Source organism: Desulfobacterales bacterium (assembly GCA_034520365.1).
Classification (GTDB): Bacteria; Desulfobacterota; Desulfobacteria; order Desulfobacterales; family Desulfosalsimonadaceae; genus M55B175.
The window spans coordinates 363,090-376,752 of record JAXHNP010000007.1; the positions used below are offsets into that span (position 1 = coordinate 363,090).

Genomic DNA, 13,663 nt, shown 5'->3' on the forward strand with positions numbered 1-13,663 from the left:
ATGACAGAAACGCATCATCACGCCCACCAGTCAGCCGGGGATACACGGGGCGGGCGGCTTTTGATCACGCTGGCCATTAATTTTATTATTCCGCTGGCCCAGATCATCGGCGGCCTCTATGCCAACAGCATGGCCCTGATCTCGGACGCTGTGCATAATTTCAGCGATTTCGTGGCCATCCTGATCTCCTATATCGCCTATCTGATCGGCCGAAAGGGGGTTTCCGAACGGCACACCTTCGGATTCCAGCGGGCTGAAATCATCGGCGCCCTCCTGAATGTCATCATTCTGACATGTGCGGTGGTGTTTATTGTTTACGGCGCCATCCATCGGCTTTTTAATCCGGCGGCGGTTTCCGGTTCCATCGTAATCATACTGGCGGGTGTCGGCATTGTCGGTAACGGCATTTCCGCCTGGGTGCTTCACGGGGATGCCAGCCACAACTTAAATGTCCGGGGCGCGTTTCTTCATATGCTGGGGGATTTTCTGACCTCCGTGGTGGTGCTCGCAAACGGCGTCGTGCTTTTATTTAAGCCCTGGTACTGGTTAGATCCCCTGCTATCGCTCCTTATCGCGGCCTTTATCCTGAAAAATGCCTGGAGTGTCCTCAAGGAATCCGTGGCCATTCTCATGAATGCCGTGCCCAAGGAACTGGACCTTTCAAAGGTTCAGGAATTTCTGGAAAACCGTCCGGACATCCGATCGGCCCATTATCTGCATGCCTGGCCGTTGGGCAGCTGCGGCATTGCCTTTACCTGCCATATCACCGTTGATGATCAAATGATCAGTGAAACCGAAAGCCTTGCGGAAAAACTCCGTCATGAGCTATACGATCAATTCGGGATCGACCATCCGATCTTCCAGTTTGAAACCACCGTGTGCGGCAATGCCACCATGCTCTGCGAGATGTCAGATGCGGAAGCTCCCCGGCGAAAAGACGAAAGCCGCCGCCCGATCGGAGAAAGGCCCCTTTCATGCCAAACTTGATCGCTGGCTGTTTGTCGGCTTGCGGCTCCTTGTCGGCGGCGTTTTTATCTACGCGGCCATCCCCAAAATTTTTGATCCGGGGGCGTTTGCCGAAACCGTCTTCAACTATCAGATCCTGCCGGACATTCTGGTGAATCCGGTGGCCATCGTCCTGCCATGGCTGGAATTATTTACCGGGGCATTTATCATCCTGGGGATCTGGTTAGAAGGCGCGCTGATTATCTATAATCTGCTGATGATCGCCTTTATCAGCGCCCTTGTCTTCAACACGGCCCGGGGCCTGGATATCTACTGCGGCTGCTTTTTGCAGAAGCCGGATGATATCATCAATACCGGGACCATAATCCGGGACGGCCTGATTTTCATTCCCTCTCTCTATCTTCTCTTCCGCGTTTTTACCCGTTCAGACGCTCCGGCAGAGGGCCGGGATCTTCGATAATTATTTCTCAAAGCTTCGCCCCTTTTCTGCGTGGGGCCATAAAAAAAGCCCTGACAGCCAAAAACAAATGGCCGTCAGGGCTATATATATATAAACCCGCAATTTAAGCAGGCGGGATCCTATAATTTTAAGGGACCATTTAATAAAAAAAAGCCGATCGGATGTCAAGGAAAATTTTGGATAAAGGAAAGCAGATCCAGAACTTTTATATCAGGAGTGCACTGTGATAATTGATTCTTCTTGGCCTTATGCATCGGCAGCAACCGCCTCTTTCATCTTGTCTAAATCGTCGAGTTCCATTTTATTTTTGGCATCTTTCGGATTTATCGGTTAATTGTCCTTCCAAATACCGGCCTTTACCAGACGTCGAATTAACGCCTTGCGCCGACGGTGATGGACCATAAACTCCTTTAATTCCGCCTGAAACTGCTGCTTGTTTGCGTAAAGGGCATAGGCTTCGGAAAGATCGACAAGCGCGCGGCAGGCCTCATCATAGGCAAGACCCGACCCGCGGGCGACCTTCACATCAACCGCCTGCCAAGCCTTGGAAAAATCTTTGGACAGGTCTTTAAGGTAAGCCTCCCGTTCTTCACGACGCTTCATTTCCCGCCGCTGTCGGGCGCGCTTTTGTTTTTCCAGTCGAATTTGTCGGGCCTTTTCGGCATTTTCCCGTAATTTTCCAATCGTACGCAAAGGCACACCCGTCTTGCCGGACTGAAGGTTTCGCTGCCATTTTGCGAAACGGTTTTTAATCGATCTTTCGGCCTGCTGCCCTTTGCCTTTCAGAAGCATTCTCAGGATTGACCTTACTTCATTGCTGGGCAGGTCATCGATCCATTGGTCCATCTCCTTTTCCGAAGGGTCCTCGCTTTGCGCAGCCGGGCTGTCCATACCGGCACCTGCCAGCAGGTCCGGATCGACCTCCAGAAATTCCGCCACAGCTTGCTGGGCTGGTGTCAAATCTCCCAGACCAGCAATGGACAACGGTTCCGTCACATCGTCATCCATCATTCCCCCGGTTACGGCGGCCAGCCATCCGATATAAAGGCTGCGGATATCTCCCCGCAGCAACTCATCCCGCACCTGAGCCAAGCGCGGCATCCAGCCGCGGCCGTCTTCCATGTCGAAGCGATCATAATTCTCCGACTCTTCCAGACGCCACTCAACCACCCAGTGGGTTTTGTTGGCCTTGAAATCCAAGACATAAGGTACGGCCATGGCTTTTGCTGTTTCCTGAGGCAATGCTTCGATGGGCAATCGTACCATGAAAACCGCCATCCGCCAGTTGGCCACATAGATGTGGGCATCGAAATAGCGCCGTATCAACTTATCCGGATCGCCCTTGAAATCCCCCCAGTTGTATTCGTTGGTAAAGCTGACCGGCGTGATCGCCGCCCGGCTCGAAATGACGCGCAGCTCGGCTATCTCTTTTTCTGTCAGCGGCCGGTCAATGGCCAGAAACTCATAATACTGGTATTCGCTCATGTTTCCATATTCTCAAATCTATTTTTAAACCAACTCATCGGATTATATTTTTTCATGTCAAGACGTTTCTCCCGAATCAAATGCTAATAAGGCGGAATGAGGCCGCCTTATTTTCGCCCTATTTATCGCCCTATTCCTCTTCATATCTCACCAGCGACCAGGTTGCGCCTCTCCCGTGACCGGAAGAAGATAACAGACCCAGTTTTTTTAAATGTAAGAGTTCTTCACGAAGCCTCCGATCGGAAGGTGCGTTAGCGATTCTTGTTCGAATCTCGCGTAGGGTGCTCAAGGGAAAGGCTTGTCCTAATAAGTTCTGATCTCATGACGCAGCCTCCCTTTAATTCTTGGGTACCCCGTTGGGAAGCTCCAATTAAAAAAGCCCTGCCTAAATTAGACAGGGCCTTCTATATTTTGGCTCCCCAGCGCGGATTCGAACCACGGACGCGGTGGTTAACAGCCACCTGCTCTGCCTGCTGAGCTACTGGGGAATATGTGTTAAGTTAAAAATGCCTTTTAACTGTTTGTGGGATTTTTTGTCAAGAAAAATTTGAGGGCTCCGCCAAAAGTCCTTTCTTTCTAATCCAGACTCACCTTTAGGCCCAGTTCATCAAGCTGCGCCTGGCTGGCATCCGAGGGGGCATTGGTCAATAAACAGGACCCCTTCTGAGTCTTGGGGAAGGCAATGACCTCGCGGATCGAGGTGGCGCCGCACAAAATGGTCACCAGCCGGTCAAAGCCGAAGGCGATGCCCCCGTGGGGCGGGGCGCCCGCATCCAGGGCGGAGAGGAGGAAGCCGAATTTCTCGGTGTATTCCGATTCATCCATGCCGAGTGCTTCCATGACCTTGACCTGCAGATCCTTTTGATGGATACGGATGCTTCCCCCGCCGATTTCCGAGCCGTTTAGCACCAGATCATAGGCACGGGAGCGAACCTGTGTGGGATCGCTTTCAAGCTTGCCGTAATCTTCCTCCACCGGCGAGGTGAAGGGATGATGCATGGCCTGGTAGCGTTTTTCCGCTTCATCGTATTCCAGCATGGGAAAATGCGTGATCCAGACGAATTCATACGCCTGCTCATCAATCAGCCCCAGTTTTTTGGCCAAATGGTTTCGCAGATGGCCCAGGGATTCATTGACGATTTTGGCCTGGTCCGCCCCGAAAAACACCAGATCCCCGGGCTCCATGTTGATGCGTTCAGCCATCTGCCGGCGCTCGTCATCGGTGAAAAATTTGGTAATGGGCGACTGCCATTCGTCTCCCTTGACCTTGACGTAGGCCAGCCCCTTGGCCCGGTAAACCTTTACGAACTCGGTCAGATCATCGATTTCCTTGCGGGTAAAGGTCCCGCCCCCTTTTACATTCAAGGCCTTTACCATGCCGCCTTTTTTGACGGCATCGGCAAACACCTTAAAGCCGGAGCCCGCGACAATATCTGATATATCGACCAGTTCCAGGCCGAAGCGCAGATCCGGCTTGTCCAGCCCGTACCGGTCCAGAGCTTCCGCATAGGTCATCCGGTGAAAGGGAAGTTCCGGCCGCTTTCCCAGAACCGCCTCAAAAATGGCGGCCATCATGCCTTCAGACAACTGCATCACATCCTCTTCCCCCACAAAGGACATCTCCATGTCGATCTGGGTGAACTCGGGCTGCCGGTCCGCCCGCAGATCCTCGTCCCGGAAGCAGCGGACGATTTGATAATACCGGTCATAGCCGGAAATCATAAGCAGCTGTTTAAATAACTGGGGCGACTGGGGCAGGGCATAAAAACTGCCCGGGTGGAGCCGGCTCGGCACCAGAAAGTCCCGTGCCCCTTCAGGCGTACTCCGGGTGAGTACCGGGGTTTCAATATCTAAAAATCCCGCATCGTTTAAAAAATTCCTTGCCGCTGCGGCCGCCTTGTGCCGCATCATGAGATTTTTCTGCAGCCTGGGCCGGCGCAGGTCAATATGACGGCTCTGCAGGCGCACGCTCTCAGAGGCATCGATATTATCCTCGACCATAAACGGCGGGGTCTGGGCCTTATTCAAAATTTTTAACTCATGGACAATCACCTCAATCGCGCCGGTTTTAAGATCCGGATTGGCCATCCCCTCGGGCCTTGCCTCAACCGTGCCGCGGACGCCCAGCACATATTCATTTCTCAAGTCATGGGCCTTTTCATGCGCCGCGAACTCGCGCTCCGGATTGAAAACAATCTGGGTGATCCCCTCGCGATCCCGCAAATCAATAAAAATGACCCCGCCATGGTCCCTTCTTCGCTGAACCCAGCCCATCAGAACCACTTCGCTGCCAATATCTTCAGCGCCAAGCTGATTACAGTGGTGCGTCCGTCGCATATCGCCCAGCTTATCAGTCACGCGACTTCTCCTTTATTTATTAGGTGTTAGGTATTAGGTGTTAAAACAGATAATATGCCGGATAAAATTCCGCTGATCCCGATTTCGGTCTGCTCTTTGCTCCGCATATTCCGTAAAACAACGCGGCCCTGTTTAAGCTCCTGATCCCCGACCATAAGCACATATCCGGCGCTCATGCGGTTGGCCCGCTTCATCAGGGCTTTCAGGCTCCGATCCGAAAAATCGATCTCGGTTTTAATGCCCTCGCGCCCGAGTTCGCACGACCACTCAAATGCCTTTTCCTGCGCCGCCGCCCCCATGGCTGCGATAAAGATATCCGGCGGGAGCTCGGAGACGGATGTCTTGCTCAAGACCAGATCCACCAGCCGATCCAGGCCAATGGCAAAGCCAATGGCCGGCTGGCCCGGCCCGCCCAGGACCTCAACGAGATGATCGTACCGGCCGCCGCCGGCCACCGCATTCTGGGCCCCCAGCTCAGCGGTCTGTATTTCAAAGGCGGTACGCGTATAGTAATCCAGACCCCGGACCAATCGGGGGGCAAGCACATAGGGAACCGCCATTTGGTCAAGTGCCGCCTTTACGGTATCAAAATGTCGGGCGCAATCATCGCACAGGTAATCGGTAATGGCCGGGGCATTTTCCACCACCGCCCGGCATCCCGGCACTTTGCAGTCCAGCACGCGTAAGGGGTTGGTATCTTTTCGCCGCAGGCAGTCGCTGCACAGGGCTTCGCTGCTGGCGGTGAGCATTTCAGAGAGCGCCTGTTTGAATGCCGGCCGGCAGGCAGGGCATCCCAGGGAATTCAAGTGGACTTCCAGACCCGTAATATGAATGCGCTGGAAAAACACCGTCAGCATATAAATCAGCTGCGCATCGATATAGGGCGCCTCAATGCCGAACACCTCGGCGTTTATCTGATAAAATTGACGGTACCGCCCCTTTTGCGGCCGCTCCTTGCGAAACATCGGGCCGATCGTATAAAGCTTTTGGATGGGATCCCTGGCATACATCCGCTGCTGGATGTAGGCGCGCACCACCGAGGCGGTGGCTTCGGGCCGCAGGGTGAGGAGTTCGCCCTTGCTTGACGGAAAGGTATACATCTCCTTTTCCACAATATCGGTGTGCTCGCCGATACTGCGCTGGAAAAGCTCCGTCTTTTCAAGAATCGGCACCCGTATCTGCCGGAAGCCGAAGGCTTCAAAAAGCATGATCGCGGTTTCCTCGATATGCTTCCACAGCTCGACTTCGCTTGGCAGAATATCTTTAAAGCCTCGAATTAACTGAATCATAACTGCTTGCCGGTCAATCCGCCATGCGTATTTCGGATTGCAAAAAAAATTAATCTTTATTAATATTTAACCTAAATTATAGTTTCGGGCAGCCCTTTGAATAAGTATAATCTCAATGTCATTAACTTTAGCCTTCCGCCGCTGTCATTTCGAGGAACGACAGTGACGAGAAATCTAAAAAAATCATGAAATTATAAGATTTCTCGCTGGCGCTCGAAATGACAACCGAGCCGATTTTCAATCTTAAGTTAATGGCATTAAGTATAATCTGGCATTTATATTTAAATATTTTATTTGGGTCAATATATATTCCGGGTTCCGCCACGATGAATTTGTTCTGGCGAGAAACCCCATAACCATGGGGTCTCTCGCATGTGAGGTCGGCACGGTGGCCGACCCTACAAAATATCGGCACAGCCCGCGTAGGGCGGGCCACCGTGCCCGCCTGAAAAATAGATAGAACAAATTTACCGTGCGGGTTCCGCCCCATGGATTAACATCCGGAAATGTTTTCTAAAAAGGAGTTTTCTTATGACTTCCGCGATTACTATCCAAACGCTTTTTGAAATGAAGCAGAAAAATGAAAAAATCGCTGAACTGACCGCCTATGATCATCCGTTTGCCAAAATGGCCGATGAGGCGGGCATCCATATCATACTGGTCGGAGATTCCCTGGGCAACGTGATTCAGGGTGAACCCCATACCCTGGGGGTCACCATGGATGAAATGGTCTATCACACCCGGCTTGTGAGCCGGGCGGCGGAAACGGCCCTTGTGGTGGCGGATATGCCGTTTATGTCTTATCAGATCTCAACCAAAGATGCCATCGCCAATGCCGGCCGGTTTTTAAAGGAAACCGGCGCGGCTGCGGTCAAACTGGAAGGCGGGGCCTCGGTCAGCCATATAATTCGCGCCCTTACAGAAGCAGGCATTCCGGTTCAGGCCCATATCGGCCTTTTGCCCCAATCCGTTCACCAAATGGGCGGATACCGGGTCCAGCGGGACGAAGACCGGCTGCTGGCCGATGCCGGAGAAGTCGAGGCGGCGGGAGCTTTTTCCGTGGTCCTGGAAGGAATTCCGGCGGCCATCTCGGCCAAAATCACCGGGAATTTGAATATTCCGACCATCGGTATCGGCGCCGGCCCGGACTGTGACGGACAGGTCCTTGTGATGCATGACCTTCTGGGCATCCGGACCGGGCGGCTGCCCAAATTCGTCAAGCAGTATGCCAATCTGAGGGAATCGGCCATTTCCGGAATCCAGGCCTATGTGCGGGAAGTTCAGGAAGGCAGTTTTCCCTCGGACACGCATTCATACAAATGATCCCGATTTTGTTTTTCGCAGGACCCGAGGCCCAAGCAGCAGGACCTGCGAAAAACAATCAAACAGAATATCGGCAAAAGCCTTAACCGACAAATCTCCGGAACACGCCGGGAAAAAAAGCGGGACCCATTCATGGCCAAACTATTTCGTCCGCAGCCGCCTGCAAATCAAATTCCGCTAAAACAATATCATTTTGAAATCTCCATCGATCGCCTCCGGCGAGGGATTGACAATGTCCGGCACGACGTCCATATCAGTCCGGACTTCCAGCGGATTGCCAATCGACTGGCTTTTCAACTCATTCTATATTATGCGGAGGTCTCCCCGCCCTTCCATACCGAAACCCGGTTCCACTGGCATAACGAGACCACGGAATTCAAGCGGCTGTGCCACGAGATTCTGTCATACGGCATCAATATGGCCAAAGCCGGCCGGGAAATCCAGATTGATGTTCTGGCGCAGGTATCTGTTGTCAAAATGCTTTCCGAGACAATCGGACACCAGTTCGAAGAAACGCTGCAGCATCTTAAAACCACTATCCGCAAACATGAACTCGCCCAGCGGATGGAGCCGCCCCTTGCCTTAAGGGAAGAGGTCGGCATGGTCATCCAGCGCAAAGACCCGATCATTCGAAACGCGGGCACGGATCTCTTTCAATATTTCACGGAGGTCCAGCATGAACTGAACAAACTCAGAATTTCCAATTTCGGGGAAGAAAGCGTCATCCCCCGGGAAATATTCTCAAACCCGATTCTGCGGTCCACCGGCCAAATAAACGGATTTTTTCTGATTGAAAACTACGTACTGATCGGCCATCGCATTGAAGACCCGGTCAATTATAACACCCTGTTTAATCTTCTGATCAATTTTCTGGCGGCGCATTTCCGCGCCGATCCGCAAGCCAGCAGCGGCCGCGAAGCCGGACAGCCGCAAAGCCGGCGGATCAGGCCTCAGATCACCAATATCACGGATGCCTATCGGCCGGAACTAGACGGCATGATCAAACATGTCGAAAATATCGATCTGCTGTTTAATTATTTTAAAACCCGAAACGCACTGAAAAATTTAAAAAACCAGCAAACCGGGCCGAGCCATCAAAAAAAACTCAAAACCCGGGCCCGCGACCAAAAACAGCGACTCAAACAGTTTTACCGGATCGTTTCAAAAAATTTGATGATCCAGGGCATTGTGGCCCCCTACCTGATGCAGCCGGTTTTTAAAGAATACTGCCCCCCGCTGTCCCCGCAGGAATGCCTCCAATACCTGGTTATCCCCAAGGCCCGCAAACCGGTTGTCCGCAAATTAAACCGTTTTAAGGCGTACTATTCCCAGAATTTCCCCTTAGGGCCCCTGAATCAGATGGTCCGTAAAATCAAGCGGACCTCCAGAAAAGATCAGCAGAAATACCTGATCCGGTATTTAACCGATTTTGCCCGCTACCACCGGGACCTCATGAATTATCAGGTGCTGAAAGATACCGCAGACAGCATCAACCTTCGGACCGAGGAGAAAAGCATCCGGCTGTCCCGGGAAAACCAGACCCTTTATGAATTCCTCCTCGCCCATGAACAAGCCGCCGAGGCCAGCCGAATTCAGAACCATTCCGTGATTAAGGCCGATATCCGGGGCTCTTCGGCAATCATTGGGCAGATGAAGGAAAAACAGCAGAACCCGGCCACCAGCTTCAGCCTGAACTTTTTTGATCCGGTCAATAACGTGCTGGCCCTCTATGGGGCCCAAAAAGTATTTATTGAGGGCGATGCGGTCATTCTTTCAATTTTTGAGCATGAAGAAAAACCCGACGAATGGTATGCGGTTTCCCGGGCCTGCGGCCTGGCCGTCAATATTCTGCTGATCGTGAGCCGCTATAACCTGAGAAACCGAATCAACCGGCTGCCCATGCTGGATATCGGCATCGGCATCGGCTTTTCCGATCAGGCGCCGACGTTTTTCTATGACAACGACAACCGGATCATGATCTCCCCGGCCATCAACACCGCCGACCGGCTGTCGGAATGCCATAAATCCATGCGAAAAAAGTTTCGCAAAAAAAAGCGGCCGTTTAATGTCTATCTGTATAAGCCTTCGGCCGAAGGCGGCGGAAGTTCGCTTCCGCCCACCATGGGACTGCTCCGGTATAATGTCAAAGGCATTGAACTGCACCGAAAGGCCTTTGATAAACTGGCGAAAGAGATTCATCTGAAACGGCTGAGCTGCCGGCTCCCCAAAATTTCGGATGCACCGATAACGCTTTATTCCGGCAAATTTCCCACCATGGCGGGCCGCTATCAGCGCCTGGTGATCCGGGAGGCGCAAATCCCGGAAGTCTCCCTGACCGACTTCCGGACCCTCAGGTATACGGACCAAAAATATTATGAGGTCTGTACCAACTCCCAGATCTATGCCTATGTTAAAAAACATCTCAAAAAATAACGCGTTCAAAGGTTTTCATGGAAATTAAATCTTCTGAAAATACCGATAAATATTTAAAAGCCCTGATGGATATCAGCCGGGCCATTAATTCGGATCGTTATCTGGAGGATATCCTCAAACTCATCGTTATGGTGACCGCCAAGGTCACGGGCGTTGAAATCTGCTCCCTCTGGCTGATCGATGAGGATAAGGAGCCCAAAGAGTTAAGGCTTAAAGCGACCCAGACCATTGATCCGGAATATGTTCAGGACCGGGTTCTGACCCTAAACGAAGGTGTGGTCGGTTATGTGGCCGCCCAGCAGCAGCCCCTGCTGATTCCTGATGTTCTGACGGAACCCCGGTTCAAAGAAAAGGAAATGGCCCGGAAACTGGGCCTTAAATCCCTGGCCAGCGTACCGCTTCAGGTCCGGGATGAGAAGGTGATCGGGGTGTTAAACTGTTTTACCTCGGAATACCACGACTTCACCGAAAACGAGGTGAACCTGATCAAGGCGGTGGCCAATCAGGCGGCAGTGGCCATTTTCAACTCTGAACTCATGGTCAAAACCCGGGTAATCCAGGAAGAGCTGGAAACCCGCAAACTGGTGGAGCGAAGCAAGGAAGTGCTGATGCGGCGGATGGATTTATCCGCTGAGGAAGCCCACCGGTGGATCCAGAAAAAAAGCATGGATAATAGAAAACCCATGCGCCAGGTGGCTGAGGCCATTTTACTATCTGAGGATATGTATTGATACTTAATAAAAGCTATTGACATTAAGTTTCGCTTTATGTAGAAAGCTCTTTTGAATTCACACAAAGATGTGTGAATCTTTTTTTGTGACGAAGGCGTCTCTATCCGGCAGGATAGTAGGCGCTTTTTTTTGTTCTTAAGCGCCCATCCATTGCCTCAGACGTAACCTGTTAAAATAAAAACATATAAAAATATCTAAGAACAATTGGAAGGAGAAAAACCATGCGATTTTCAAAAAACAATGATGTGCTGGGCACAACCAACCGGGGCAACCCCGCGGAATCCAGCCTGTGCACCCTATGCCGGGCGGACTGCCAGGGCAAATGCGAAACCTTCATGTCAAGCCTTGTGGGCAGAAAACTGCTCTACCCCAGAAGCTTCGGCATTGTCACGGCCGGGGCCAACAATACCACCCATGTGGGCGCCTCCTATAATTCGCTTCGGATCCAGGGCTATGCCTACGGCTCCCACGGGCTGACCGCCGGACTATCCAGGGATCCGGATGACTGCCTGTTCACCAATGTCAGCCTGGAGTCCGAATTCGGCAAGGAAATCAAGACCAAGGCCCGGATGCCGCTGATGACCGGGGCTCTGGGATCAACCTTTGTGGCGGCCAAGTACTGGGATTCATTTGCCATCGGCGCATCCCTGGTGGGCATCCCCGTGGTTATCGGGGAAAACGTGGTGGGCGTTGACCGGGAGTCCGAGATGAGCAAGGGCAGAATCACCAAAGCCCCGGAGCTTGATCGCCGGATTGATTCCTACCTCCGCTACAACGACGGCTACGGCGCCATCATCATCCAGATGAACGTGGAGGACACCCGAAACGGCGTTGCCGAATATATCGCTGAAAAATACGGCAACAAATGCATTCTCGAGCTCAAATGGGGCCAGGGCGCCAAGGATATCGGCGGCGAAATCCAGGTGACCAGCCTGGATTACGCAAAATTCCTGAAAGACCGGGGCTACCTGGTGGATCCGGATCCTTATAAGGAATCCGTGCAGGAAGCCTTCAAACACGGCTCCATCCGGTCTTTTGCCCGCCACAGCCGCCTCGGGGCAACGGATATGGACACCGTGGAGGCGGTTCGCGAATCCTTCATGCAGAGCGTGGAGTACCTGCGCAGCCTGGGATTCAAACGCATTTCCCTAAAAACCGGCTCTTACGGCATGGAAGAGCTGGCCATGGCCATTAAATTCGCCGCTGAAGCCAGGCTTGACCTTTTGACCATTGACGGCTCCGGCGGCGGCACCGGTATGAGCCCCTGGAACATGATGCAGAGCTGGGGCGTTCCCTCGCTGCACCTGCATGCCAAAGCCCATGAATACAACAGCATTCTGGCCGCCCGCGGCGAGGACGTCGTGGACCTCTCCTTTGCCGGCGGATTCGCCCTGGAAGATCATATTTTTAAAGCCATCGCCCTGGGCGCCCCGTATACCAAGCTGGTCTGCATGGGCCGGGCCATCATGATCCCGGGTTTTCTGGGCTCAAACATCGAAGGCGCCCTGAATCCGGATCGAAAGGACAAAGTGGCCGGCAACTGGGATAAACTGCCGAAAACCGTAGGCGATCTGGGCAGTACGCCGGAAGAAATCTTTGCTTCCTATTATGATGTTCAGGCCAAGGTCGGCAAAGATGAAATGCAGAAGATCCCCTATGGGGCGATTGCCTTCTGGACCCTGTCAGACAAATTGTCCTGCGGCTTGCAGCAGCTGATGGCCGGCGCCCGAAAATTCTCCCTGGACAAGATCGCGCGGGCGGATCTTTTTTCAGGTAACCAGGAAACCGCTGATATAACGGGCATTCCCATGGTGACCGAGGCAAACGACGAGTCTGCGAAAAAGATTCTGAATTCCTAATATTATCCGCTGAGTCCGAGAGTTTTTAAGGCAGGCACGGTGGCCTGCCCTACGCAAGGGGAAAACCCGCCCGTCGTAGGGTCGGCCACCGCGCCGACCCCACGGGCTTTTTTCGATTTCGATCCCGATCCCGATAGCGATTTCGATTTGGATACAGAACAAATCCATACCCCCGGTCCTGTTAACGCTAAAGTTGGGATTCGTTTTCTTCGCTATCGGGATCGAAATCGGGATCGAAATCGGGATCGAAATCGCTATCGGGATCGAAATCGATGCTGTAGACTTCCTGATCCTCTCGAACTTGGTATCCTCTTCCGCCGAGACGGCTGAGCATCGCGGCCATACGGTCGATTTCATCCTTGCGGTTCCGGCTTTCCATCTTGTCCAGCGCCTTGCCGACAACCAGCACATCTTGAATCGCCACGCACTCAAGCGCGGAGCCACGAGCGATTTCGAAATAACGCCTTCGGTCGGCTTCCGCGGTCTTGCCATTACCTTCGGCGATATTGAGCGGTATCGACTGGCTGGCCCGAAGCCATTGATCCCGGGCGGGCCGATGGACTCCGTTCAGGCTGTCGGCCTTCTCGTAAACCCATGCAACGTAGCCTATTGAAAGGCGATAGACGTCCAGTTTTTCGCGTCCAAGGGTCATATTTTTTCGATTTCGATCCCGATAGCGATTTCGATTTGGATACAGAACAAATTTACCCTTCAGCCGCCGCCATCCCGGCTTGACATCTGACGATTTTTCAAATTATA

Annotated in this window: 11 protein-coding genes and 1 tRNA gene; 6 read left to right on the top strand and 6 right to left on the bottom strand. The window is 52.6% G+C overall.

The features are described 5' to 3' along the window. Entirely contained in the window at nt 1-987 is a 987-nt protein-coding gene (locus U5L07_15845; protein MDZ7833223.1) for a cation diffusion facilitator family transporter, read from the top strand. Next, nucleotides 914-1,426 (top strand): MauE/DoxX family redox-associated membrane protein, encoded by a 513-nt coding sequence (locus U5L07_15850; protein ID MDZ7833224.1) that lies wholly within the window; start codon nt 914-916, stop codon nt 1,424-1,426. The genes U5L07_15845 and U5L07_15850 overlap by 74 nt, the downstream gene beginning before the upstream one ends. 330 nt (nt 1,427-1,756) lie before the next feature. On the opposite strand, the gene U5L07_15855 is transcribed toward U5L07_15850, so the two are convergent. The 5 genes from U5L07_15855 to U5L07_15875 form a co-directional block, all read right to left on the bottom strand. Beyond that, nucleotides 1,757-2,911, bottom strand: a complete 1,155-nt coding sequence (locus U5L07_15855; GenBank protein ID MDZ7833225.1) for a hypothetical protein — start codon at nt 2,909-2,911, stop codon at nt 1,757-1,759. Nucleotides 2,912-3,323: 412 nt separating this feature from the next. Continuing rightward, nucleotides 3,324-3,399, bottom strand: a tRNA-Asn gene (locus tag U5L07_15860). Between the two features lie 88 nt (nt 3,400-3,487). Then, on the bottom strand, nt 3,488-5,269 hold the full coding sequence (gene aspS, locus U5L07_15865) for an aspartate--tRNA ligase (protein MDZ7833226.1): 1,782 nt from the start codon (nt 5,267-5,269) through the stop codon (nt 3,488-3,490). Nucleotides 5,270-5,295: 26 nt separating this feature from the next. Then, entirely contained in the window at nt 5,296-6,558 is a 1,263-nt protein-coding gene (hisS, locus tag U5L07_15870; GenBank protein ID MDZ7833227.1) for a histidine--tRNA ligase, read from the bottom strand. 127 nt (nt 6,559-6,685) lie between these two features. After that, on the bottom strand, nt 6,686-7,048 hold the full coding sequence (locus U5L07_15875; protein ID MDZ7833228.1) for a hypothetical protein: 363 nt from the start codon (nt 7,046-7,048) through the stop codon (nt 6,686-6,688). Nucleotides 7,049-7,089: 41 nt separating this feature from the next. Between U5L07_15875 and panB the strand changes: the two genes are divergently transcribed. The 4 genes from panB to U5L07_15895 all read left to right on the top strand — a co-directional run bounded on the left by panB (nt 7,090) and on the right by U5L07_15895 (nt 12,904). After that, the gene (gene panB / locus U5L07_15880; GenBank protein MDZ7833229.1) at nt 7,090-7,881 is read left to right on the top strand and encodes a 3-methyl-2-oxobutanoate hydroxymethyltransferase; all 792 of its coding nucleotides are present in this window, start codon (nt 7,090-7,092) and stop codon (nt 7,879-7,881) included. A 132-nt stretch (nt 7,882-8,013) separates the two neighbouring features. Further along, nucleotides 8,014-10,314, top strand: a complete 2,301-nt coding sequence (locus tag U5L07_15885; protein ID MDZ7833230.1) for a hypothetical protein — start codon at nt 8,014-8,016, stop codon at nt 10,312-10,314. 17 nt (nt 10,315-10,331) lie between these two features. Next, nucleotides 10,332-11,045 (top strand): GAF domain-containing protein, encoded by a 714-nt coding sequence (locus U5L07_15890; GenBank protein ID MDZ7833231.1) that lies wholly within the window; start codon nt 10,332-10,334, stop codon nt 11,043-11,045. Between the two features lie 221 nt (nt 11,046-11,266). Continuing rightward, nucleotides 11,267-12,904, top strand: a complete 1,638-nt coding sequence (locus U5L07_15895) for a glutamate synthase-related protein (GenBank protein ID MDZ7833232.1) — start codon at nt 11,267-11,269, stop codon at nt 12,902-12,904. A gap of 187 nt (nt 12,905-13,091) precedes the next feature. Here U5L07_15895 and U5L07_15900 read toward each other — a convergent pair whose 3' ends face one another. Further along, nucleotides 13,092-13,556 carry a four helix bundle protein gene (locus U5L07_15900; GenBank protein MDZ7833233.1) on the bottom strand — a complete coding sequence of 155 codons (465 nt, stop codon included), beginning with the start codon at nt 13,554-13,556 and terminating at the stop codon, nt 13,092-13,094. Between the last annotated feature and the right edge of the window lie 107 nt (nt 13,557-13,663).